The organism is Myroides sp. C4067 (assembly GCF_038039665.1).
Lineage (GTDB): Bacteria > Bacteroidota > Bacteroidia > Flavobacteriales > Flavobacteriaceae > Flavobacterium > Flavobacterium odoratimimum.
The window spans coordinates 258,910-284,063 of the sequence record NZ_JBBPHJ010000001.1 but is presented as its reverse complement, the minus strand read 5'-3'; the positions used below and the strand labels follow the sequence as shown (position 1 = coordinate 284,063).

Here is a 25,154-nt window from a genome sequence, read left to right as displayed (position 1 = left end):
GAGCTCCAGCCTTCCAAGCTGGTTGTCGCGAGTTCGAGCCTCGTCTTCCGCTCTATAAAAAAAGCCCTAACATTTGTTAGGGCTTTTTTTGTTTAGTTAAGATGGCTTAAGTCTGTATTAGTTTTTACTTCATAAGCTTCTTTATTTTGCTCAAATATTCTAGCGTCTAATTCACCTTTTAGAGTGATTCGGTCACCTTTTACTTCTAACCAACTACCTTCTCTAAGCCCTACTACAGGTTGTGTATTAAAAGCGTGGAACTCATTGATACGTGTTTCTCTAGTTTCTCCCATGTGAGTCGAACCTTCGATAGGGTCTAGGTAATGAGGGTTTAGGTTAAAGGGTACGAAACCAAATGTCTTGAATGAAGGTGGGTATACGATAGGCATATCATTAGTCGTTTCCATTGTAAGCCCACAGATATTACTTCCTGCACTACATCCTAGATATGGCGTTCCGTTGTTTACAACATCTATTACCGCATTCAGTACATTGTTTTTATATAGTTGTTGTACTAATAAGAAGGTGTTTCCTCCTCCTGTGAAGATTCCCTCTGCTTGTTGTACAGCTTCTACAGGGTTAGTGTACTCGTGTATTCCTTTGACATCAATATTGATAGTAGTAAAAGCGGTTCTTACTTTTTCTGTATATTGATCATGCGTGATGCCTCCTGGACGTGCATAAGGGATAAATAATAAAGTAGATATGTTCTTAAAATGTTCTTTTAATGTAGGTAATAAGTACTCTAGATAAGTCCCATTATATATGGTAGAAGTACTCGCAATAATTAGATTTTTCATGTGGATAAATAATTTTTGTAAAAATAAGTCGTTTAAATAGAACATTTGCCTTTTCACCTGCAAATGTTCACCTAACTAAAAAACACTATCATGAACCATGCTCAAAACGCCTTGAGTATAATCCTGCTTTTGATAAGCAGTATTTGTTTTGCTCAGGACTCCCCATCCGTTCTTAATGGAAAAATAGTGACTAGAGACGGAAACTTTGAAGGAATAGTGATTCTAAATTCTTCAAAGGATATTTCTGTATTATCTGATGATAAGGGGTATTTCTCTATTCGCAGTCATATTAATGATACGATAAGATTTATCGGTCCTAATCATACAGAGTATCAGTATGTAGTTAACGAATTTGATATCAAGCGCAGTCCTGTACTATTTCCATTAGAACCGTTATACAGCATCAATAGACTTGACGAGATTGTCATCACGAAGATAGATAGTGATGCACTAGGCTTTACAGATAAGTATACAAGAAGATATACTCCTGCAGAACGCAAGCTTAGAACTGCTAAAACAGGTGGAGGAATGATACCAATAGATCCCTTTGTAAATATGCTGTCAGGGAGAATGAGTATGCTTAAGAAGAACCTTGCTTATGAGAAGACAGACCACAGAGTAGATAAGCTGATAGAAGTGGTTACTAACGAACGATTAGTTGATTACTATCAAATACCTTTAGATTATGTGGAGGGTTTTGCGTATTATGCAGTAGAAAAAACAGAAATAAAAGAGTTACTCAATGTAGGAATGGTTAATGTCAATGAATTAGAAAGAGAGCTTACACCAGTGGTATTTGAATTTCTAGAGATGATTAAGAATAAGAAGGAAGAAGAAATATAATATGTGTACTAGGTCATATTTAGTATAACATAAATAAGGCTGTAAAGACAGCATATTGTCTTCTAATAAATAGAGGTATTATAATGAATATAATTCAGAAGTTATTGACTTTATTAATCTTGTTAACTGGGATAGGTCACTGTTTGGCTCAAGAACAGGGAGGGATGATAAGTGGTAAGCTAGTCACTCGTGGAGGTGATTTAGATGGGACGGTGGTCACTAATATCAATAGAAACAAAACGACATTAGCGGATAAGAAAGGTTATTTTGATATATATGGAGAACCACAAGATACTATACGATTTAGTAGTGTATACCATATGGAATATACTTATATCATAGCAGAAGCAGATATGAAGGGAGGCGTGCTCTTATTTCCCTTAGAACCCTTGCCTGATTTAAGTACGAGATTAAACGAGATTCTAATCACTAAAGTAGATGCAGGAGGACAAGGATTTACAAATAAATATACGAAGAGATATACTCCTGCAGAACGAAAGCTCAGAACAGCTACTACAGGAATATTAGATCCGCTGGTGAATTTATTATCTGGTAGGACTGCCATGCTTAAGAAGAATCTCGCATATGAGAGGGAGGACTTCAGAGTAAGTAAGTTGTTAAACACGATAGACGAAGAAAGGTTAGTAGAGTATTATAAGATACCTCCTGATTATGTAGAGAGCTTTGCATACTATGCTGTGTCTAGAGAAGAGATAAGAGATATCGTGAATGCTACGATAATTGATACTAAATTCTTAGAAAGAATGATAGCTCCAGTTGTATTAGATTTTCTAGAAATGGTCAAAACGAAGACAAAATAATCTATTATAGCTTACTTATACTTCTTCCTAGTCTTGTAGTATTTGCTTGTTCTAGAAGAATAGAGGAGGTGTAACTTCTTTTCTTTTGATCACCTCTGAGTTATTAGAGATTTAAATAGATCGGGGTGGCATTGAGGTAATAGAGATAGATGGGAGGTGGTTAGATGGAAGTTTTATTGAATACTTATTTTGAGTTTTAGGAATGTTAGCAGAGTTTATCAATGCTTTGCTTGCTTAGAAGTGAACACTTTATAAACTAGTATATGAAGAATGTAAAATACATTGCCATTATAGTAACTCTTCTTTTGGGAGAACTTGTATTAGCTCAAGAAGGATTAAAGACATTAAATGGAAAAATTCTTTTTAGAGATGGCGATAGAGATGAAGTGTTGGTTCTTAATGCTTCTAAAGGAACTTCTGTATTTTCAGATGATAAGGGATACTTCAGTCTGCAGGGGGAAGCGAATGATATTTTGAGATTCGTTAGTTTATCATACCTATTACATGTGTATATGATTACTGAAGTAGATTTAAACAGAGACCTTGTTCTGTTTTCTTTAGAAAGAAATACTACAGGAGAGGTATTGGACGAAATAGTTGTTACGAAAAAGAGTAAGTCTCCATATCCTAAATATACATATAAGTCTAAAGGACCTAGCCCTATGGAGCGACAGCTAGCTTATGCTACTTCTGGTCTTATCGCACCTTTAATCAATATGCTCAATGGTAGAACGAAGATGCTTAAGAAAGCGCTGGTCTATGAGCGTGCCGGGTTTAGAGCAGATAAATTTTTAGACTACGTAAGTGATGAGCTATTGGTTGATAAATATAAGATACCTTATGACTACGTAGAGAGTTTTGCTCTTTATGCAGTGAACGATGAGAAGGTAAAAGAAGCACTAGAGGTAACACCTGTAGATATGACTTACCTAGAGACAGTGATTGCTCCTGTAGCAGTCGACTTCTTAGAAGTGATTAAGGACAGACCTTTTAAAGAATTAGAACAACAAGTACCGGGGCAGAGCGATTAAATAAGTGATTTATCTAGTTATAGGTCATTATTTAAACAGGATCAGTTATAGTGTTTATAAGCACATTTTTTTATTTAACATAAGTTTGCGAGGGTAAAATTTGTGTATCCTATAGAATGGAATATTTTTACAATTATAATTAAGGAATGATGAGAATATTTGTAGCCTTTCTATTAATATTGAACTTTTCTGTTGTTTTCGCGCAAGAAAGAAAGATGATAGATGGTAAGATTGTATCTAGAACGAAGAGATTAGATGGGGTATATGTAGCGAATATTAATACAGGGGAGTCTACGATGACTGCTCCTGGAGGATATTTTAAACTGAAGGCACAGGAGAATGATACGATTATGTTTTCAGGACCTGTTTTTCTAGGATATAGACATCAGTTAGATGATATAGATTTAAAGAGAGATATTATTTTAATACCACTAGAGCCTAACTCACTCTATTATGAATTAGACGAAATAGTGATCACGAAGATCACTTCAGAATCTCTAGGGCTAATCCCTAAAGGGACTAAGATACGTACACCAGCTGAGCGTAAGTTATATACCGCTACTACAGGAAGCGGACTGATCTCTGTAGATGCGATAGTGAATATGATCTCAGGACGTACTAAGATGCTGAAGAAAGCATTAGCTTATGAAAGACAAGAAGGACGAAAAGATAAGTTCTTAATGTATATTAGCCCAGAGAAGCTGACTAAAGATTACAGCATTCCTAAAGATTATGTTTACGGGTTTGCCTATTATGTGGCTACAGATGAACTAATGGCTTCTATTCTGAACACGAATATAGTAGATGAAAAGAAAGTCGCTAGTAGGGCTGGAGAACTTGCCTTAGAGTTTATCGAACTGATCCATGAGAAGTTAGATCTAGAAGTGAAGCAGACTAAGATAGAATAGTTTAACAAATGGTTTTAGATAAAATCTATGTGAGAATTTAATAAACTTCGTAGATTTGTAACCTTATAAATAGAAAAACGAATATTTATGTTTGGAATCGGAGGGGGTGAAATATTTTTCATCATTATTATAATTTTAATGTTGTTTGGTTCTGATAAGGTTCCAGAGATGGCACGTACCTTTGGTAAGTTTATGGCTCAGTTAAAGAATGCAACAAACGATATCAAACACGAAATCAATAAAAGCGCAGAAGAGTCTGGTATTAAAAAAGATATAACAGAGACTTTTGATATAGATATTAATCCTATGAAGGATATTCAGAATGAAGTAGAGAAGCAGAAAGAGGACATTGAGAATATTACAGGGCCAATAAAAAGACAACTTTAATGTTAGAAACAATTGTGCAATGGGATAAGGAACTAATGTTGTTCTTAAACAACTTAGGTACTCCTACATTTGACCCATTTTGGTTATTTATCACGAAGCAGTTTAACTGGCTTCCGTTTTACCTCTTATTACTGTATCTAGTATATAAGAAAGTATCACTAAAGACACTGGGTATTATCCTACTGTTCATAGCAGGGCTTATCGCCTTTACAGATCAATCTACTAATCTAGTCAAAAGTACAGTAGGTCGCCCTAGACCGTGTAGTACAGAAGATATTAAAGCGATGCTTAGAGTAGTGAAGTGCAGTAGCTCACTGAGTTTCTTCTCAGGTCATGCTTCTAACTCTACTGCGACGATGCTGTTCTTATTCTTAATATTGAGAAGATATTATAAGTACGCGTTTTTAGTATTTATATTCCCACTCGTATTTGCATATAGTAGAATCTACTTGTCATTGCATTTCCCTACAGACATTTTCGTAGGAATGTGTGCAGGAATTATCTCAGGAACATTATTCTACCAAGGATTTAAATGGGTAGAAAAGAAATATAAGTTAGTCTAACTAACATTAAAAAAAGGCTTAGAATCTAGATTCTAAGCCTTTTTTGTTATCGTACTCTTGATACTGTAAGTCCATCTCTTATCGGTAATAGTATCGTCTCTACACGAGGATCATCTTTCAGTAATTTGTTATACTGATCGATCTCTAGGGTAGCTCTATCATTCCATTTGATATCTTCTACTACCTTACCTGACCATAGAACATTGTCAGATAGGATGATTCCTCCCTTATTCATCTTCTCGATGATGAGGTGAAAGTAGTTTGTGTAATTCTTTTTATCTGCATCTAAGAACACTAAGTCGAATTTCTTATCTAAAGTAGGGATGATGTCTAACGCACTACCTAAGTGCTGGGTAATCTGATGCCCATAGTCAGACATATCGAAGTATTTTCGTTGAAAGTCTACTAACTCTTCATTTACATCTATCGTATCGATAGTACCATCAGCTCTCAGTCCTTCTGCTAGCGATAGTGTAGCATATCCAGTGAATGTACCTACCTCTAATATGTGCTGAGGGTTAACTAGCTTAGAGATCATACTCAAAAAACGACCTTGGAAGTGACCACTCAGCATTCTAGGCTGTAGTACTTTTTGGTACGTTTCTTTATCTAGTTTGGCTAATAACTCAGGCTCATTTTCTGAGTGTCTTGCCGCATAATCCTCTAACTCTGGTGATATAAAATGCATAATCGAAATTCAAGTAATAATTAAAGGCACAAATATAATCCTAGATTGAACGTTGACCAAATACTCCTATAATTTTATGATTATTAGTCTATTTAGAGTTTGCTTAGGCTGTAAATAGCGATATATACTGTAGTTCTACTGTATAGATGGTTCGGGTAGAGAATTAGTACAGTTCGCAAAAACACCTCTTAACCCTAGTATTTACTTGGTATTTCCGAACACTATCCGAACAGAAATTACATTAATAAATAAGAAGTGTTGATATAGAGGAGATTATCCTCTATGTAGAACTTCATAATAGGTCAAAAAGGTAATTAATAGCCAAATACTCCAAATAGAGTCATCGTGATGTAATCATATAAAAAGGTGTTATTAAAAATAACTCCTAGAGAAGTGATTTATTTTTCTAAATTTATAGGAACCAATTATTTAAACTATTATGAAGGTATTAAAGAAAGTTCTGAAGTGGCTAGTGATTTTGATAGCGCTAGTTGTGGCACTGATGTATATATTTAAAGTGGATTACCTCTTTACGGCGGTGCGTACCATATACTTTAATGGATATAAGACAGCATTCTTAGATGATTATAAATATTTTCCGACTAGGGAGATTAAGAATGATGTAGGGCAGCCGTGGGCATTCACGAAGGATTATAATACGATAAAAGCGAGTGACAACTTAGAGAATACGCATAAAGAACTGGAGTCTATAGCTTATTTAGTCATCAAGAATGATAGTATCTTCTATGAGGCTTATTATGACGGATATGGAAAGGACTCTTATACCAACTCTTTCTCGATGGCTAAGAGTATCGTATCTGCTGCCTTAGGTAAGGCATTACAGAGGGGGGAGATCAAGAGCTTAGATCAGAAGGTAATAGAGTTTTTACCAGAGTTAAAAGGGAAGTATAAAGATGAAGTAACGGTAGGAGATCTATCTTCTATGGCATCAGGATTAGATTGGGATGAGGCATATTACAGTCCGTTCTCAGTGGTGACGAGAGCTTATTTTGATAAAGATCTGAGAAATGTAATGCTAGGCTTAGAGATAAAGGATAAGCCTGGGCAAAAGTTTATTTATAAAAGTGGAGATACAGAGCTATTGACGATGGTGTTAGAGAAAGCAACTGGTAAGTATATGACGGATTATATATCAGAACATTTCTGGAAGCCTATGGGAGCAGAGAATACGGCGTTATGGCAGCTAGACCATGAAGGGGATGGGGTAGAGAAGTCATACTGTTGTTTTACGAGTAATGCACGTGATTTTGCTAGGTTTGGTAAGTTGTATAAAGATCTAGGACAGTGGAATGGTGAGCAGATATTAGACAGCGCATTTATTAAAAAGTCAGTTACCCCACGTTTTAAAGATGCGCCTGAGTATGGCTATGGTTGGTGGTTAGTGAATCACAAGGGACAAGATTTCTTCTATATGCGAGGTCATTTGGGACAGTTCGTGATTGTGTCTCCTAAGGATAATGTGATCATTGTGCGTCTAGGACACTTAAAGGGATTACAGACAGAGGAAGATCCTCATAGTAACGATCTGTACACTTATATCGATGAGGCTTATAATATGTTGAACCAAAGGAAGTAAGATATGCTTAGAAATGTGATGCTAGATAGCCTACTCTTTTTTGATATTGAGACAGTGCCTGAAGTGCCTGCTTTTAATGATCTAGATGAGGAGATGCAAGATCTGTTTGATATCAAAACGGCTTATCAGAGAAGGGATGGGCAGACTGCGGCGGAGTTTTATGAACGTGCAGGGATTTGGGCAGAGTTTGGTAAGGTGGTATGTATCTCAGTGGGATATTTCACCTATAAGAATGGAGATAGACAGTTTAGGGTCAAATCCTTTGCAGGAGAGGAACGCCGTCTGTTACAAGAATTTTCTAATTTAATAGACGAATATTTTAATGATCCTACTCGCGTTCTATGTGGGCATAATATTAAGGAATTTGATATTCCCTTTGTCGTGAGGCGGATGTTGATAAATGAGGTAAAAATCCCCAACAAACTGTGTATTATTGGGAAAAAACCGTGGGAGGTGAATCATCTAGATACCATGGAAATGTGGAAGATAGGAGATTATAAACACTTTACATCTTTAAGGCTTTTGACTAGAATATTAGGTATACCCTCTCCTAAAGACGATATAGACGGGAGTGAGGTGGCTAAGGTGTATTATGAAGATAAAGATATTGACAGAATTATCGTGTATTGTGAGAAAGATGTGGTAGCAGTGGCACAGGTTTTGCTGAGGTTTAAGCGTGAGGAACTATTAAGTCAAAGCGAGATATTTTCTGTTTAAGTTAAAGAAATATTAAAAAACATTGGTTAGTGCTTGTTGTTAAAATAATTTTTTTCTAATTTTGACTTCAAATAAGGAAATAGTAATGCAGAAAATTTATTCAAATATGGTTTATTCAACAAAATGTGTATTCTCTAAGAAGAATGCATCGTTTATGGTATAGAGCTGTCTTTTGGATAATGATAAAGATATTTAATAAGCCTCTGTACCTCACAGGGGCTTATTTTTTTTAAGAAAGAAACATATAAAAATAAAGTAATGAATTTAGTCTATAATCTATTAACGTCAACATCGTATAAGGGAATTTGTTTTCCTAAGCGTTCGATGTATACATACGTAGCCAAGAGAGATAGCTTGTTTTGATCGTACTATTTTTATAGTTAAGAATAAATAAGAAGGTCCTTTTGGCAGATAGCTAAAGGGACCTTTTTGTATAGTGTCAATTTTATAAATAATTAAAAGAATGGAAAGTAAAGTTTTAAAAGTGTTGGGCTTCTCAGTAAGAGAACAACAATTCGCTGTAAAAACAGCCAACTACTCTTTCACAGTGAAAGATGGAAGAGAATTAGTAAGAGACGTGAATGCGAACTCTGCAGAGTTATTATTAGCGAAGCTAGCAGGTAGTATCCACGCAGTGGGGAAATTAATCGGTAATACATTGGGGTTAGATCTAAAATCTATCCAGATAGAAGTGTCTGGTGTGATAAAAGGGGAAGGCTTCGAAAAGGATAGCTTAGACCACTTCAACAGAGTAGATGTAATCGTAAAACCTACTTCTGAGGCATCTATAGTGTTGCTAAAAGAATGGCTAGATGCTGTAAAATCAGCTTGCCCAATGTTTGCAAATTTTAAAGAAAAAACTCCTACTATCGTTACGTTAGTCAAGGAATATGACCAAGTAAAAGTAGCGTAGTATGTCCGTATATTCTGTAAAAATTGTGGTATAGTATAGATGTTTAATTAGTTTATTAGATAGCTTATACTATATCACAATTATTATATATTTTTGTTATTCTAGTGATCGTACTGAATATAAAAAATGAAAGAAAATATACCTATATTATCTGTAAAGGATTTACAAATCGATTTTCTGAAAGAGAAATCTTGGAATACTATTATCAAAAGTAGCTCTTTTGATATCTATGCTAACGAGATTCTTGGTGTAGTAGGAGAGTCGGGTTCTGGTAAGTCAGTTACATCACTTGCGTTAATGGGGCTATTGCCTCGAGAAATATCTCGTATTAGCTCGGGTAATATCGTGTTTGAAGGAAAAGATATTACGCATAATATAGATAGTGAGTTCCGACTGTTGCGTGGAGCTCAGATATCAATGATATTTCAGGAGCCGATGAGTGCTCTAAACCCTTCTATTACTTGTGGCGAACAGGTGGCTGAGATACTTCGAGAGCATACTTCGCTCAGGGGGAAGGCTTTAAGAGAAGAGGTGTTACGCCTTTTCGATAGAGTTAAATTGCCTAATCCTAATCAAGTTTATACTAAATACCCTCACCAAATCTCTGGTGGACAAAAGCAAAGAGTCATGATCGCTATGGCTGTAGCGTGCAAGCCTAAGCTACTGATAGCTGATGAGCCTACGACAGCATTAGATGTGACTGTGCAAAACGAAATCATTAATCTACTGAAAGACCTACAACGCGATAATAAGATGAGTATCTTATTTATCTCTCATGACTTGAATCTAGTGTCGTCTATCAGCGACCGTATTCTAGTGATGTATAAAGGGGATATCGTAGAACAAGGAAAGTCAACAGAAGTGTTTAACAATCCACAAGATATGTATACTAAAGCCTTAGTAACGTCTAGACCTTCTCTTACAGAGCGATTAAAAAGACTGTCAACGATAGGAGGCTTTCTGAATAATAAGGTGGTGAGAGATGTGGTGACTACTGAGGATAGAAAAGATAGATTAGAAAAGTTATATAGTAATGCTCCTTTGCTAGAGATTAGGAATGTGTTCAAGGATTATGTCATTAATGGAGGACTGTTTAAAAAAGGTGTATTCCACGCACTACAAGATATTAGTTTTAATGTGTATGAAGGTGAGACACTTGGCCTAGTAGGTGAGAGTGGGTGTGGTAAGTCTACATTAGGCAATGTTATCCTACAACTCGATAGAGCCACTAAAGGGCAGATATTCTATAAAGGGCAAGACATCACGAAGCTTTCTTCTAAGACGTTTAGGGTGTTTAGAAAAGATATACAGATTATATTCCAAGATCCGTATTCGTCTTTAAACCCTCGTCTGACTGTAGGAGAAGCTATTCTAGAACCTATGAAAGTACACAAGATAGGAAGTAGTGATGCGGATAGAAAGGAGAGAGTGATAGAAATACTATACCGAGTGGGGCTAGACGAATCTGTATTTAACCGTTATCCACATGAGTTCTCTGGAGGACAGAGACAGCGTATCGGTATCGCTAGGACGATAGCAGTACAACCTAAACTGATCATATGTGATGAGTCTGTGTCTGCACTAGACATATCTGTACAAGCTCAGGTATTGAATCTACTAAACGATTTGAAGGATAAGTATAATTTTACTTATATATTTATCTCCCATGATTTGTCTGTAGTGAAGTATATGTCTGATCAGGTGATGGTGATGAATAAAGGTAAGATAGAGGAAATAGGCGAGGCAGATGAGTTGTATGCTCACCCTAAGACTGTGTACACAAAAGGATTGATTAGTTCTATCCCGAAATAAGATAGTGAAAAAAAGCTCCGATACTGGAGCTTTTTTTAGTTAGTTATATCCTGAATAAGGAACTTCTTCTTCTATAAAGTGAATGCCATTCTCTTCTAATTCTTTTAGGATAGGAGTATATACTTCCTCTTCTATAGGCATCTGTACACCTGGTGTAGTGATGATTCCTTTTAAGATTTTTAGAGTAGCGATCGCTACAGGAAGACCTACTGTCTTAGCCATAGCAGTGTAGATCTGATTATCTCCTATACAGACCATACGTGAGTCTATCTGGTGATTCTGTCCATGTAGTTCGTATCCTATCTTGTGATACATAACGATCATGTCTTTATCTTCTGGGCTTAATGACCAAGAATCACTTAAAATCTTTTCTAAGATTTGTGCAGGTGTCGCTTTCTTTAATCCTATTTTTTTAGTTGGGTTGAATAAGTCTAGCTCTAGTAGCTTGTCCCATATAATGTCATCTTGGTCAATACCTAGTGCTAATCTTAGTTTGGTCTCTACAGTATCTGTAGGGTGGTAGGGCAAGTAGGAGTTGATAAACTCTCTATAGGTCATCTCTTCTGAATTATCTATAGTATAGCTATCATCTGTTATTCCTAATTCTACAAAAAGATTCCAAGCCCTAGAGTATCCCACTCTTCTGATCGTACCTCTAAAGATGGTTTTAGCATCACGAAGTCCATAGACATCTTTGTATTTTAGAGAATCTCTATTGGCGTAAGCTTCGAACTTTCCATATCCTTCTACATCTAAAAACTCAGTACGTCTAAATACTTTGTTGTAAGGGATGTATTTATATTGGCCTTCTTGTAAGAATTTAGCTGCACCACCTTGCCCTGCCAATACTACATTGCGTGGGTTCCAAGTGAATTTGTAATTCCATAGATTGTTGTCAGATTCTGGAGCGATTAGTCCACCACAGAAAGATTCAAAAGAGATGACTTTACCTCCTTTTCTTTCGATATCGTGTATGATTTTCATCGCACTCATGTGGTCTATACCTGGATCTAAGCCTATTTCGTTCATGAAGATGAGGTTGCTCTTAGTTACTTCCTCATTGAGTTCTTGCATAGCGGGGCTGATGTAAGATGCCGTAACCATGTGTTTTTTATACTTCACACAGTCTTTAGCTAGTTCTAGGTGATGTATGGCAGGTAACATAGAAACTACAATGTCTGCTTTCTGTACTAAGGTTTGTCTTTCTGTTTCATTGAATAGGTCAAATGCGATAGCAGTAGCGTTAGGATGATTCATCGCTTTTTGCTTCGCGGATTCTAGAGATAAATCTCCTATAGTAAGGTGTAAGTTCTCTGAGTCTGATTTGTCCAAGAGATACTTGATTAATGAAGAGCTGGATCTGCCTGCTCCTACTATTAAAATTTCTTTTGTCATAATATTCTAGTTGGTTTTTCAAGATACAAAAATTAGTAGTTCAATAAATAGATTAAATTCTACAAAATTTTTAATGTGCTATTTGTCTGATAAGTTGTATATTTGAAAGAAAAATAAATGGGACGAAAAGTTATATTTATAGCTGCTATAATCGGCGCAATTGGTATTATGCTGGGAGCTTTTGGAGCTCATGGTCTAAAGAAAGTTGTAACAGAGGCTCAAGTAGCTACTTTTGAAATTGGCGTTCGTTATCAAATGTACCACGCACTTTTTTTACTTTTTATAGGTATATGCGGAATATTTTCAGACAAGGCTAAAAAAATAGTTATGTATCTGGTTTTGTTTGGAATATTGTTTTTCTGCGGTTCTATATACCTTCTTACCTTTAAAGATATGATAACCATAGACTTAAGAGTTGTTGGTCCAATTACTCCTGTAGGAGGAGTATTGTTCATTGTTGCATGGCTATACGCTGGAATTCAGGCGTATAAAAGTAAAAACATGATTAAATAATTCTTTTGTATATTTATATTTTAAATTTATTTCTAAGTTTGCAAACAAATTAATACACAACCTAAATAATGAAAATGGATATTTCTGAATCAATTTCACTGGAAAAATATGGTATTAAAGATGTTGTAGAGGTAATCTATAATCCTTCGTACGACGTTTTATATAATGAAGAAACTAACCCTAACTTAACAGGGTATGATAAAGGAGTTGTAACTGAGCTAGGTGCAGTTAACGTAATGACTGGAGAGTTTACAGGACGTTCTCCTAAAGATAAGTACATCGTTAAAGATTCAGTTACAGAAAACACAGTATGGTGGAATTCACCAGAATCTCCAAATGACAACAAACCAATCGATAACAGAACTTGGAATGCTTTAAAAGAGAATACTGTTAATCAGTTATCTGGAAAAAGATTATTCGTTGTTGATGCGTTTTGTGGAGCTAACGAGAATACTCGTTTAAAAGTTAGATTTATTATGGAAGTAGCGTGGCAAGCGCACTTCGTAACTAATATGTTTATCCGTCCTACTGCAGAAGAGTTAGCTAACTTCGGTGAGCCAGACTTCGTAGTAATGAACGGTTCTAAAACTACTTTCAAAGACTATAAAGATTACGGATTAAACTCTGAGGTTTATATCGCGTTCAACTTGACTGAGAAGATTCAAGTTATCGGTGGTACTTGGTACGGTGGTGAGATGAAAAAAGGTATGTTCGCAATGATGAACTACTACTTACCTCTTAAAGGAATGGCTGCTATGCACTGTTCTGCTAACAAAGGTAAAGATGGTGATGTAGCTGTATTCTTCGGATTATCAGGTACAGGTAAAACAACTTTATCAACTGACCCAAAACGTGAGTTAATCGGAGACGATGAGCATGGATGGGATGACGAAGGTGTATTTAACTTCGAAGGAGGTTGCTACGCTAAGACAATCAGCTTGAGCAAAGAGAATGAGCCAGATATCTATGGTGCTATCCGTCGTGATGCTTTATTAGAGAACGTTACTGTTGATGCTAATGGTATTATTGACTTTAACGATGGTTCTGTAACACAAAATACACGTGTATCTTACCCAATCGAACATATCGAGAATATTGTTAAGCCTGTGTCTAAAGCTGGACATGCTACTAAAGTTATCTTCTTAACTGCAGATGCTTTTGGTGTTATGCCTCCAGTTTCTAAGTTAACTCCAGAGCAAACTAAATACTACTTCTTATCAGGATTTACTGCTAAGTTAGCAGGTACTGAGCGTGGAGTAACTAAACCAGAGCCTACATTCTCTGCTTGTTTCGGTAAAGCTTTCTTATCTCTACACCCAACTCAATACGGTGAAGAGCTAGTGAAGAAAATGGAAGAGCACAATGCTACTGCTTATATGGTAAACACTGGATGGAATGGTACTGGTAAACGTATCTCTATTAAAGATACTAGAGCTATCATTGATCGTATCTTAGACGGTTCTATCGAGAATGCTGAGACTACTATCGTGCCTATCTATAACTTCGCTGTACCAACAGCTTTAGAAGGTGTAGATACTACTATTCTAGATCCTCGTAATACGTATGCTAATGCTTCTGAATGGGAAGAGAAAGCAAAAGAATTAGCTGGATTATTCATAGAAAACTTTAAGTTATATTCTAATAATGACGAAGGTAAAGCGCTAGTAGCTGCTGGACCTCAATTATAATATAATATATAGCTATATAAAAAGGAGATGATTATATCATCTCCTTTTTTTGTACTCTTAATTAAACAGTGAATACTTGTTTAACTTGTATAAAAAAACCACCTCTATATAGAGGTGGTTTTTTATGATATAAATAGATATTATTTATTTACTTGTTGAATGTACTTTTCTAATGCCATAGTCATAGACGGTGTTCCTGGTGCAGGAGCCATGATGTCTACTCTTAAGTTATTGTCTAAAGCTTCTTTTTGCGTTGTAGTTCCAAATACAGCTATTCTCGTATTGTCTTGACTAAAGTCAGGGAAATTTTTGAATAGAGATTTAATACCTGTAGGACTAAAGAAAGCTAAAACATCATATTTCACATCTGCTAAATCTGATAAGTCACTCATAACAGTACGATAGAATGTACCTGGAGTCCAATTTACTTTTAAATCATTTAAAGTAGTTGGTACATCGTGATTTAATTGATCTGATGCAGGAAGTAAGAAGGTCTCATCTTTATACTTCTTAATCAAAGGAGCTAATTCTGCAAAGTCTTTCTGACCTACATAAATCTTTCTTTTACGGTATACTACATATTTTTGTAAATAATATGCTACCGCCTCTGACTGACAGAAATACTTAAGCGTTTCAGGAACTTTATATCTCATTTCTTCTGCTACGCGGAAAAAGTGGTCTACAGAGTTCTTACTTGTTAAAATAATAGCAGTGTAATTGTTTAAATCAATCTTTTGGTGTCTTACCTCTTTGGCTGGTACACCTTCTACGTGGATGAAGGGTCTAAAGTCAATTTTTACTTTGAATTTCTGCTCTAATTCGAAGTAAGGTGAGTTTTCTACTTTAGGCTCTGGTTGAGAAACCAAAATTGTTTTCACTTTCATAATTGTACTTTTTCTTATAATGCTCCGTAATCTTTTAACCAGAAATATAATAATAGATAAGGAGCTATTTCAAGGGTGCAAAGATACAAAATAAAATAGAACACCTTATTCATTATTGATTTTTGGTTGTTTTTTATAAAAAGAACGTATAAAAGGATATTTGTTGCGATTAATGCAATCAACATGAATCCGATTATAAGTTTGTTGGTTATATTGTTGTAGAATAAAAGAACGTCTACTGCTAACAGTAACATTCCGATATAATTTCGATAGGTAGCTTTTTGTAGATTTAACGCATCCGAAAATTCGTCTATACCAAATGTTGTTGATATAATCTTATCTATTAAGTACTTTCCGATGATAAAGGTGGTTACAAAATTTAAAAGCATTAAGAACGAACCAAAACTGTAATCTGGTATGAGTTCGAAAGCTTTTAATGTTATTTGTATAAAGAAAGTAATCGATATAAGCTGTACAAGTAAAAAAGATAAGGTGAAACTATTTCTTAAGTTTGTATTATCCTTATAAATCTTTAAGTACTTATTCGATGCTGCTAGTTTTGTAAACTCAGAAAAACGTACGCCGAAGATGGTACGGTTAACTGCAATAATAGAGAATCCGATAAAGAATAGGACTGTTGCCCAATCTTTACTAGGGAGTACACGCTCGATAAGTATTAGATTCTCCATAATATCTGCAAAATTAGCAAAAAAACCTTTTAGATTGACTTTGTATTTTATTTAAGTGATAACTTTCTAGAAAAAGGTTATTTTTGTGGCAAACGTTTTAAAAAATGGAGTCAGGACTTGTCATTATACCAACGTATAATGAAATTGAAAATATAGAATTGATTATCGATGCTGTTATGGCATTGCCTCAGCATTTTCATGTTCTGATTGTTGATGATAATTCCCCTGATGGTACTGCAGCTGTAGTTGAAGAGTTACAAAGTAAGTATCCCGAATCTTTGTTTTTAGAGAAGAGAGAAGGTAAGAATGGTCTAGGGACTGCTTATGTCCATGGTTTTAGATGGGCTTTGGCGCGTGACTATGACTATGTATTTGAAATGGACGCGGATTTCTCTCATAATCCGAATGACCTTCCTAAACTTTTAGAGGCTTGTAAAGCGAATCAAGGCTTAGCGATTGGCTCTAGATATGTTACAGGTGTTAATGTGGTGAACTGGCCGTTAAACCGTGTTTTGTTGTCTTATGGAGCTTCTATTTATGTTAGAATGATAACTGGGATGAAAATTAAAGATACGACAGCAGGCTTTGTTTGTTTTTCGCGCAAAGTATTAGAGAGTTTTGATTTTGATAAGGTGCGCTTTGTTGGGTATGCTTTTCAGATAGAGATGAAGTATCGTACTTATGTAAAGAACTTTTCGATTACGGAAGTGCCTATTATTTTTACAGATAGGACGAGAGGAGAATCTAAAATGTCTGGAGGAATTATTAAAGAAGCTGTTTTTGGCGTTATTAATCTACGTATACGTAAACTACTAAACACACTATAATGACACACTATTTAATTAAAAACGGAAAAGTCGTAAATGAAGGGACTATTGTAGAAGCGGATGTTCTAATCGAGAATGGCTTTATTGCGAAAGTAGCTCCTAATATCGAAGTTTCTGATGATGTAACTGTTGTTGATGCAAAAGGGAATTATGTTATTCCTGGAATGATCGATGATCAAGTGCATTTTAGAGAACCAGGTTTGACTCATAAAGGTGATATAGAATCTGAGTCTAGAGCAGCTATTGCTGGAGGGATTACTTCTTTTATAGAGCAACCGAATACAGTACCTAATGCTGTGACTCAAGAATTGTTAGAACAGAAGTACGAAATAGCGTCTACTAAGTCATTTGCTAACTATTCATTTATGATGGGAGGTACAAATGATAACTTAGAAGAATTGCTAAAAACAAACCCACGTAATGTAGCTGGTATTAAGCTTTTCTTAGGTTCGTCTACAGGTAATATGTTAGTAGATAGACAGGATGTATTAGAAAAGATCTTTTCGAGTACTTCTATGCTTATCGCTGTACATGCTGAGGATGAAGGAACGATTAAGGCTAACTTAGCGAAGTATAAAGAAGAGTTTGGAGAAGATATCCCTGTGAAGTATCACCCAATTATCCGAAGTGAAGAAGCTTGTTATTTATCTTCTTCTAAAGCGATAGAACTAGCCAAGAAAACAGGAGCTAGACTACACGTATTCCACCTTTCTACAGCGAAGGAAACAGAATTGTTCAGAAACGATATTCCTTTAAAAGATAAAAAGATTACTGCAGAGGTATGTGTTCACCATCTATGGTTCACGGATAAAGATTACGATAAAAAAGGTAACTTTATTAAGTGGAATCCTGCTGTAAAAACAGAAGCTGATAGAGATGGTCTTTGGAAGGCGTTATTAGATGATAGAATAGATGTTATCGCTACTGACCATGCACCTCATACTTTAGAAGAGAAGAGTAAAGCGTATTCTTCTGCTCCTTCTGGAGGACCACTTGTGCAGCATGCTTTAGTTTCGCTATTTGAAGCTTCTAAACAAGGGAAGATCAGTATAGAGAAGATCGTAGAGAAAACAGCACATAATCCTGCTATTTTATTCCAAGTAGAGAAACGAGGATATGTAAAAGAAGGATACCATGCTGACATCGCTATCGTAGATGTGAATCATGACTGGGAAGTAAATAAAGACAATATTTTATATAAATGTGGGTGGTCTCCATTCGAAGGAGAGAAATTTAGTTCTAAAATTACTCATACTTTTGTAAATGGTTTCTTAGCTTATGAAAACGACAAGGTAAAAGAAGAACACAAAGGACAACGATTATTATTCGTACGATAAAATCAAAGAATAGATGAATAAATACTTAGTAATATTAGCTGTGTTTATACTTATGTCATGTAAGAATGATGTGGTAAAACCGTCTCCATTTATCGAGCAACAAAAAATGGAAGATATCTTATATGATATGGCATTGTTATACTCTATTGAGAGTGTAAGTGCGTATAGTAGAGAAGATACTCTGAAAAGGCTTAACGTTAACTCTGTCTTTAAAAAATACGATATAGACAGTCTTGCTTTTGTATCGAATAATAGATACTATGTAGAGTTAGGCGATGGTGTGTACCACAGTATGCAGAACAATATTCTAAGTCGTCTAGAAGCGGCTAAGGTTGTAGCAGATTCTTTATTGTCTAAATCTCAAGAAGAGCCTAAAGACGAATTAAAGAAAGAAGATATTAAACTTGATGATACTTTGAAATTGGACCGAGAAAAGATCGATAGTCTTCAAAATCAAATTCAATAGTGTTTTTAATTTTTGAACAATCATAAATATAAGAAGAATGAGAAGCTTGCGCGATTGATCGTGTAAAGCTTCTTTTTTTTCTCGTTATCAGAGAGACGAAGTTGTCTAACTTCCATGCGAATAGACTTGATGTACGCGATACATGGATACTAGGGTGTTTCTTACCCATTAAGTCTGCGATATGATTGATAAGCTCTTGGTAAGTAATATTATTAGAAACTAATGCAAATCTCTCATTTTTAATATCACTGATCATGAGGAGATGCATTGCTTTTACTACATCATTTACTCCTACGATTCCCGCAATACCTGTGGTGTAGAATGGGAAGTCTTTCTTTACTTTTTGGAAGAAAGCTCCACTACCTTCATAACCGAAGCCACGTCCGAATACAATACCAGGATTGACGATGACTACATCTAGTCCTTCTTGAGTTCCTCTCCATACCTCCATTTCGGCTCCATACTTAGTGATAGCATAGTCTCCATGGTATAGCTCAGGGTTCCAATCTGTCTTTTCTGTAATGATTTTATCTTTGGCTATCGTCTCACCTAGAGCGGCGATAGAACTAACATAGCACAGTTTTTTTACGTTAAAGGCGATAGATAGGTTCACGATATTAGCGGTGCCTTCTATATTCGTCTTGCGAAGTTTTTTTTCATCTTTAGGCTCGAAAGAGACTAAAGCTGCACAATGATATACGTAATCAATTCCAACAAAGGCTTTTTCTAAGGCAGGTACATCTATTAGATCTGCTTTGACCCATTCTATTTTTAAGAATAGGGCTTCTTGATTGTTTAAGACGAAGAGGTTTTTCGTTTTTTTAATACTATCCTCATTTCTATAAATAGCACGAACTGCACCTTCTGACTGAAGAAGATGTAATAATAAATGTGCTCCTACTAAGCCTGTACCTCCTGTTACTAGTATCATATTTAGACAAAAGTAAGTTATATGTTTTACATAGTGAAAAATTATGAAATAAAGTTGAATTCTAACGCCCCTATTATTAGTTCTTAAAGGATAAATGTAGAAAACGTATAAAAATGCAGTGTTTGAGAATTTTTATTCCATAAGCTAAGGTTTTGAGCTATCTTTGTGTAAAATTTATTTAAATGAAGAATTTTATTGAAGAAGTGACTTGGAGAGGAATGCTCCACGACGTAATGCCAGGCACTGAAGAACATTTGTTGGAGCAAATGCGTGCTGCGTATGTGGGAATTGACCCAACAGCGGATTCATTGCATATTGGACATTTAGTAGGAGTAATGCTATTGAAACACTTTCAATTAGCTGGACATAAACCTTATGCTCTTGTGGGAGGTGCTACTGGTATGGTAGGTGACCCTTCAGGAAAGTCTAATGAAAGAAACTTATTAGACGAAGAAGCTTTACGTCATAATCAAAATGCGATTAAAGAACAATTAAGTCGTTTCTTGGATTTTAATTCAGGTGCTGAGAATGCTGCTGTGTTAGTAAATAACTATGACTGGATGAAAGATTTCTCTTTCTTAGAGTTTATCCGTACAGTAGGTAAGCATATCACGGTAAACTATATGATGGCTAAAGATTCTGTAAAGAAACGTCTAAACGGTGAGTTCCAAGATGGAATGTCTTTTACAGAGTTCTGTTATCAGTTAATGCAAGGATATGATTTTTTGCATTTATACAAAGAGAATAATATTACATTACAAATGGGAGGATCTGACCAATGGGGAAACATCACTACTGGTACAGAGTTAATTCGTAGAACAATTAGCGAGAAAGCATATGCGCTTACTTGTCCATTGATTACTAAAGCTGACGGAACTAAATTCGGTAAGTCAGAAGGGGGGAATATTTGGTTGTCTGCAGAGTACACTTCTCCATATAAATTCTACCAATACTGGTTAAACGTGGCTGATGCTGATGCTGAGCGTTATATTAAGATCTTTACATTCATCTCTAGAGAAGATATTGAAGCATTAGTAAAAGAGCATTCAGAGGCTCCACATTTACGTGTGCTACAACGTCGCCTAGCAGAAGAAGTAACGATTATGGTACACGGTCAAGAGCAATTAGATAATGCTATCAAAGCGTCTAATATCTTATTCGGTAACTCTTCTACAGAAGATTTAAAACAATTAGACGAGAAGACTTTTTTAGAGGTATTTGATGGAGTAGGACAGTCAGAAGTAGCAAAAGCAGATATAGAAGCTGGGTTAACTATCGTAGATGCCTTAGCAGCTAATTCAAATTTGGCTTCATCTAATGGTGATGCTCGTCGTTCGTTACAAGCTAATTCTATCTCTGTAAACAAAGAGAAAGTAGCTGAAGACTACGTAGTGACTACAAATGATTTGATTAATGATCAATTCGTATTACTACAAAAAGGAAAGAAAAATTACTTCGTTTTACATGTAAAGTAAGATTATAAGTACACTTATATAAGGGCTCTCAGTAATGGGAGCCCTTTTTTTTGGTCTATAATTTATCTGGTCATAAGGTAATGGGGTATTGATGGCATAGTGATCGCATAAAAAATGGGTAAAACTATGCGAGCAGTATCCCATCACTATGCTATAACTATGCGACCAGTCGCGTTTTTGTTGAGAAAAAAGGAGTACTCCCTCGTTGTATTTACTAGTTTTTGGTTCTAATTAAAAGGTTGACTATTCTGTCGTTTTGGATGGTTATGGTGTCTTTCTTCTCTGAGTATTATGAGAGAGAATTAAAATATACCATATACATGGTATTTCACAGAATGAGGTGTTGAAATACCTTTGTATTACAAAAGTAGGGAGTGCTATATCCTTAATCTGTTGTGTATAATTATTGTTTGTTTTGTAAGAAAATAATTACATATAAGGGTTTCCCTACTTTGCTTTTTTCACTGATAAGAAAAAATTATATAACCTAAATATTATGCAATCAATTCAACAAAAGCGAGAACTTGACACTCGTGTTTTTAGATTTCCTGATTTCTTTTCTTCTAGCGCATCTTCTATGATGTGCATGTGTTGCTTTATTTAGATTTTTCCTTTTTTAACATTTAGTTATCATATTGATTTAGTTCGATATGAATATATTTTTATTATTTATTTGTTTTTTGTCACGTAATGTCATTTTTATTTATATATTTCGGGCAAATCAAAAAACCATATTAAGATCTAATCTTTTTATTTAACAAAACTTTTATGCAAAAAATTTACACAATCTTGTTTGTGTTTGTAGGGTTCCTTAGCCTACATGCACAAGAAAAGCTAGTAACAGGTAATGTTACAGATGCTAATGGAACGTTACCAGGCGTTAGTGTTTTGATTCAAGGAAGTGAAGAAGGTACAATGACAGATTTGGATGGAAAATACTCCATTAAAGTCAATGATGGACAAGTCTTAGTCTTCTCTTTTATTGGATACAAATCACAAAATATTACTTATAAGGGACAGAGTGTTTTAAATGTAAGACTAGATGATGAGTCAAGTGAATTAAGTGAAGTAGTAATAACAGTGCCTTATGGTACAGCTAATAAAAAGACATATACTGGTTCTGTAGGAGTTGTTCAGGCAAAAGCGATAGAAAATGCACAAGTAAGTAATGTTACTAAGGCATTAGAGGGTACTGTAGCTGGTCTTCAGTCTTTTTCTGCAAGTGGGCAACCAGGATCTGAAGCTACAATCAGAATTCGAGGTGTAGGATCTATTAACGCAAGTAGTAACCCACTTTTTGTGGTTGATGGAGTGCCTTATGAAGGAGGGCTTAATGCTATTGCAGCTTCAGATATAGAGTCAATTACGGTATTAAAAGATGCTACTGCTGCAACCTTATATGGGTCTCGTGCGGCTAATGGAGTGGTAATGATTACAACAAAGAAAGGAAGAAAAGGTGAAGCTCCACAAATTGAAATATCAGCTAAGCATGGTTTTTCTTCAAGAGCCCGTAGTGATTATAAGCAGTTAAGTACTAATCAGTACATGGAATTGCAGTGGGAGGCATTGCGTAATGGATATATGGATAGTAGAAAAATGAATGCTGCAGACGCTGCTTTAGAGGCTACTAATCAATTGGTGAATTCTATTGGAATAAATCCTTATGGTTTAGCTAATCCAAATCCAGTTGGTACAGATGGTAAATTATTAGCAGGGTTAAAGCCTTTGTGGAATGACGATTGGAATGATGCATTAAGTCAGAATGCAAGATTTACAGATATTAATTTACGTGTTAGTGGTGGTGGAGAGAAGTCTAGATATTATGTTTCAGGTGGATTCTTAAATGACCAAGGATATGTAATAGAATCAGGTTTTAAGAGATTTAATTTACGATCTAATGTGGTTGTGGATGCTAAAGATTGGTTAGAATTGGGTATGAATGTTTCTGCTTCTCACTCTATTCAAGATGCTCCTAAACAAGACGATAGCGCTATTTCTAATGTAATAGGATTCGCAAGAGGACTTCCATCTTTCTATCCAGTATATGAAAGAGATCTTAATACAGGAGAGTATCTAAGAGATCCAGAAACAGGAGAGAGAATATATGATTTCGGATTATATAGAACTACTTCATATGCTAAATATAATTTAGCAGCTACTATGCCTTTAGATAAGGCGCAAGTAAAACGAGATGTTGCGACATTTAGAACTTATGCGCAAGCTAAAATTTTAGATAACTTAAAGTTTAAAACGTCTTTAAATGTTGATTACAGTAGTGTGAATAATCATAATGTAACTAATCCAGAGGTAGGACCAGGTGCTTCGACTGGTGGATCTGTGTCAAAATCAAATGGAAGAAGAGTGGCACTTACATTTAATAATGTTCTTAATTATGATTTAGATATTGATGATAAAAATACACTATCATTAATGGCAGGACAAGAGTATTTTCAAAATGATTATTCTAATTTCGGTGGAGTACGTCAACAAATTATTACTGTTGGTTTTGAAGAGCCTGATGCAGCTTCTCGTTTAGTGTCTTTTTACGGTAACTCAGATGAATATAAAATGTTGAGTTTCTTTGGTAGTGCTAACTATTCTTATGATAAGAAATATTTTTTGTCAGCATCATATCGTCGTGATGGATCTTCTCGTTTTCATCCAGATAATAGATGGGGAGATTTCTGGTCTGTAGGAGCATCGTGGAGATTAGTAGATGAAGACTTTATGACAAAATATCGTGATACTTGGTTGTCTAATTTATTAGTAAAGGCAAGTTATGGGGCACAAGGAAATGATAATATTGGTAATTTATATGCTTTCCAAGCATTGTATGATATCAAAAACTACAATGGTAATTCAGGAGTTATTAGTTCTCGTTTAGCTACACCAGAATTATCTTGGGAAACGAATTTAAACTTGAATATTGGATTTGATTTTGGGTTGTTTAATAATAGATTAAATGGTACAATTGAATACTTTGAGCGAAAATCAAAAGATTTATTGTTTTCTAGACAATTAGCGCCTTCTTTAGGTTTTACATCTTTACAGACTAATATTGGAGGTGTTAAGAATTATGGATGGGAATTTACAGTTGATGGATATCCATTGGTGACTGAAGATTGGAAGATTCATTTAGGTGCTAACTTGACTACTTATAAGAATAAAATTACTTCTCTTCCTTCTCAAGAAATGTGGAATGGGACTAAAAAGTGGATTCAATATGGTTCTGTGTATGATTTTTATTTAGTAGAATGGGCAGGAGTAAATCCAGAAAATGGAAATGGACAATGGTATGTGCAAAATGAAGACGGAAGTAAAACTATAACAGAAGATTATTCTTCGCTTACAAGTAAGGATAAGGTTTATAAAGGAAACTCTTTACCTGATGTTACTGGAGGTTTCTTAACGGAAGTAACGTATAAAGACTGGACGTTATCTGCTAATTTTTCTTATACTATAGGAGGAAAAATCTATAATGGGGATAAAACTAGTTTATATAGACAAGCAGGTAATGGTAATACATGGAGTGCAGACATGATGGGAAGATGGACACCAGAGAATACGGATACGGATATTGCAAGATTAACTACTAGCCCTGGTAGCTCATGGACTAGTCAATCAGATCGATTCTTGGTTGATCGTTCTTTCTTAAAATTGAAGAACTTGACATTGACATACAATCTTCCTAAAGAGTGGTTGAGAAAAATCAACTTAGGTTCGGCTAGTATATTTTTTCAAGCAGAGAATTTATTTACATGGACTAAAGAGCAAGGGATGGATCCTGAACAAACATTTGACGGAACTACTTATTACAGATATCCTGCTATGAAAGTTGTTTCTTTTGGATTAAATGTAAAACTTTAAAA

The 25,154-nt window shown here is 35.3% G+C and carries 23 protein-coding genes; 17 read left to right on the top strand and 6 right to left on the bottom strand.

The window, feature by feature from the left end:
• Positions 1 to 92: 92 nt before the first annotated feature.
• On the bottom strand, positions 93 to 845 hold the full coding sequence (gene pepE, locus AABL87_RS01310) for a dipeptidase PepE (protein WP_341276804.1): 753 nt from the start codon (positions 843 to 845) through the stop codon (positions 93 to 95).
• A 45-nt stretch (positions 846 to 890) separates the two neighbouring features.
• Between pepE and AABL87_RS01305 the strand changes: the two genes are divergently transcribed.
• From AABL87_RS01305 to AABL87_RS01280, 6 genes are all read left to right on the top strand, one after another.
• A complete protein-coding gene (locus AABL87_RS01305) occupies positions 891 to 1,643 on the top strand; it encodes a hypothetical protein (RefSeq protein ID WP_341276803.1) in 753 nt (250 codons plus the stop codon).
• Positions 1,644 to 1,726: 83 nt separating this feature from the next.
• A complete protein-coding gene (locus AABL87_RS01300) occupies positions 1,727 to 2,464 on the top strand; it encodes a hypothetical protein (RefSeq protein ID WP_341276802.1) in 738 nt (245 codons plus the stop codon).
• Positions 2,465 to 2,727: 263 nt separating this feature from the next.
• Positions 2,728 to 3,495 carry a hypothetical protein gene (locus AABL87_RS01295; protein ID WP_341276801.1) on the top strand — a complete coding sequence of 256 codons (768 nt, stop codon included), beginning with the start codon at positions 2,728 to 2,730 and terminating at the stop codon, positions 3,493 to 3,495.
• 146 nt (positions 3,496 to 3,641) lie between these two features.
• A complete protein-coding gene (locus tag AABL87_RS01290) occupies positions 3,642 to 4,403 on the top strand; it encodes a hypothetical protein (RefSeq protein WP_225581470.1) in 762 nt (253 codons plus the stop codon).
• 87 nt (positions 4,404 to 4,490) lie between these two features.
• Positions 4,491 to 4,790, top strand: coding sequence for a Sec-independent protein translocase subunit TatA/TatB (locus tag AABL87_RS01285; protein ID WP_006259714.1), 300 nt, complete (start codon positions 4,491 to 4,493; stop codon positions 4,788 to 4,790).
• Positions 4,790 to 5,353 carry a phosphatase PAP2 family protein gene (locus AABL87_RS01280; protein WP_006259713.1) on the top strand — a complete coding sequence of 188 codons (564 nt, stop codon included), beginning with the start codon at positions 4,790 to 4,792 and terminating at the stop codon, positions 5,351 to 5,353. Before AABL87_RS01285 ends, AABL87_RS01280 begins: the two co-directional genes overlap by 1 nt.
• 46 nt (positions 5,354 to 5,399) lie before the next feature.
• Here AABL87_RS01280 and AABL87_RS01275 read toward each other — a convergent pair whose 3' ends face one another.
• On the bottom strand, positions 5,400 to 6,041 hold the full coding sequence (locus AABL87_RS01275) for an O-methyltransferase (protein ID WP_025125441.1): 642 nt from the start codon (positions 6,039 to 6,041) through the stop codon (positions 5,400 to 5,402).
• 439 nt (positions 6,042 to 6,480) lie between these two features.
• Between AABL87_RS01275 and AABL87_RS01270 the strand changes: the two genes are divergently transcribed.
• From AABL87_RS01270 to AABL87_RS01255, 4 genes are all read left to right on the top strand, one after another.
• A complete protein-coding gene (locus AABL87_RS01270; protein ID WP_341276800.1) occupies positions 6,481 to 7,638 on the top strand; it encodes a serine hydrolase domain-containing protein in 1,158 nt (385 codons plus the stop codon).
• Between the two features lie 3 nt (positions 7,639 to 7,641).
• Positions 7,642 to 8,355, top strand: a complete 714-nt coding sequence (locus tag AABL87_RS01265) for a 3'-5' exonuclease (RefSeq protein WP_006259710.1) — start codon at positions 7,642 to 7,644, stop codon at positions 8,353 to 8,355.
• 463 nt (positions 8,356 to 8,818) lie between these two features.
• Positions 8,819 to 9,268 carry an OsmC family protein gene (locus AABL87_RS01260; protein WP_006259709.1) on the top strand — a complete coding sequence of 150 codons (450 nt, stop codon included), beginning with the start codon at positions 8,819 to 8,821 and terminating at the stop codon, positions 9,266 to 9,268.
• 126 nt (positions 9,269 to 9,394) lie between these two features.
• Positions 9,395 to 11,080 (top strand): ABC transporter ATP-binding protein, encoded by a 1,686-nt coding sequence (locus AABL87_RS01255; RefSeq protein WP_341276799.1) that lies wholly within the window; start codon positions 9,395 to 9,397, stop codon positions 11,078 to 11,080.
• 39 nt (positions 11,081 to 11,119) lie between these two features.
• Here the strand turns inward: AABL87_RS01255 and AABL87_RS01250 are convergent, their stop codons facing one another.
• Entirely contained in the window at positions 11,120 to 12,475 is a 1,356-nt protein-coding gene (locus AABL87_RS01250; protein ID WP_006266798.1) for a saccharopine dehydrogenase family protein, read from the bottom strand.
• A 117-nt stretch (positions 12,476 to 12,592) separates the two neighbouring features.
• Here AABL87_RS01250 and AABL87_RS01245 point away from each other — a divergent pair, with 117 nt between their 5' ends.
• Both AABL87_RS01245 and pckA read left to right on the top strand, forming a co-directional pair.
• The gene (locus AABL87_RS01245) at positions 12,593 to 12,988 is read left to right on the top strand and encodes a DUF423 domain-containing protein (RefSeq protein ID WP_006259706.1); all 396 of its coding nucleotides are present in this window, start codon (positions 12,593 to 12,595) and stop codon (positions 12,986 to 12,988) included.
• 74 nt (positions 12,989 to 13,062) lie between these two features.
• Positions 13,063 to 14,676 (top strand): phosphoenolpyruvate carboxykinase (ATP), encoded by a 1,614-nt coding sequence (gene pckA / locus AABL87_RS01240; RefSeq protein WP_341276798.1) that lies wholly within the window; start codon positions 13,063 to 13,065, stop codon positions 14,674 to 14,676.
• Between the two features lie 140 nt (positions 14,677 to 14,816).
• Here the strand turns inward: pckA and AABL87_RS01235 are convergent, their stop codons facing one another.
• Positions 14,817 to 15,560 carry a uroporphyrinogen-III synthase gene (locus tag AABL87_RS01235; protein ID WP_006259704.1) on the bottom strand — a complete coding sequence of 248 codons (744 nt, stop codon included), beginning with the start codon at positions 15,558 to 15,560 and terminating at the stop codon, positions 14,817 to 14,819.
• Between the two features lie 14 nt (positions 15,561 to 15,574).
• Entirely contained in the window at positions 15,575 to 16,249 is a 675-nt protein-coding gene (locus tag AABL87_RS01230; RefSeq protein ID WP_006262256.1) for a DUF4271 domain-containing protein, read from the bottom strand.
• 104 nt (positions 16,250 to 16,353) lie between these two features.
• On the opposite strand from AABL87_RS01230, the gene AABL87_RS01225 reads away from it, so the two are divergent.
• Genes AABL87_RS01225 through AABL87_RS01215 form a run of 3 tightly spaced genes read left to right on the top strand, consistent with a single transcriptional unit; the run spans position 16,354 to position 18,879 of the window.
• Positions 16,354 to 17,076, top strand: coding sequence for a polyprenol monophosphomannose synthase (locus AABL87_RS01225; RefSeq protein ID WP_006259702.1), 723 nt, complete (start codon positions 16,354 to 16,356; stop codon positions 17,074 to 17,076).
• Positions 17,076 to 18,413 (top strand): dihydroorotase, encoded by a 1,338-nt coding sequence (locus AABL87_RS01220; RefSeq protein ID WP_341276797.1) that lies wholly within the window; start codon positions 17,076 to 17,078, stop codon positions 18,411 to 18,413. Before AABL87_RS01225 ends, AABL87_RS01220 begins: the two co-directional genes overlap by 1 nt.
• Positions 18,414 to 18,426: 13 nt before the next feature.
• Positions 18,427 to 18,879 (top strand): DUF4296 domain-containing protein, encoded by a 453-nt coding sequence (locus AABL87_RS01215; protein ID WP_006266802.1) that lies wholly within the window; start codon positions 18,427 to 18,429, stop codon positions 18,877 to 18,879.
• Here the strand turns inward: AABL87_RS01215 and AABL87_RS01210 are convergent.
• Positions 18,812 to 19,810 carry an NAD-dependent epimerase/dehydratase family protein gene (locus AABL87_RS01210; protein WP_006266803.1) on the bottom strand — a complete coding sequence of 333 codons (999 nt, stop codon included), beginning with the start codon at positions 19,808 to 19,810 and terminating at the stop codon, positions 18,812 to 18,814. The genes AABL87_RS01215 and AABL87_RS01210 overlap by 68 nt on opposite strands.
• Positions 19,811 to 19,992: 182 nt before the next feature.
• Here AABL87_RS01210 and tyrS point away from each other — a divergent pair, with 182 nt between their 5' ends.
• Together tyrS and AABL87_RS01200 are read left to right on the top strand one after the other, a co-directional pair.
• Positions 19,993 to 21,285, top strand: a complete 1,293-nt coding sequence (tyrS, locus tag AABL87_RS01205) for a tyrosine--tRNA ligase (RefSeq protein WP_006259698.1) — start codon at positions 19,993 to 19,995, stop codon at positions 21,283 to 21,285.
• Positions 21,286 to 22,053: 768 nt separating this feature from the next.
• Entirely contained in the window at positions 22,054 to 25,152 is a 3,099-nt protein-coding gene (locus AABL87_RS01200) for a SusC/RagA family TonB-linked outer membrane protein (RefSeq protein ID WP_006266804.1), read from the top strand.
• Positions 25,153 to 25,154: the final 2 nt, after the last annotated feature.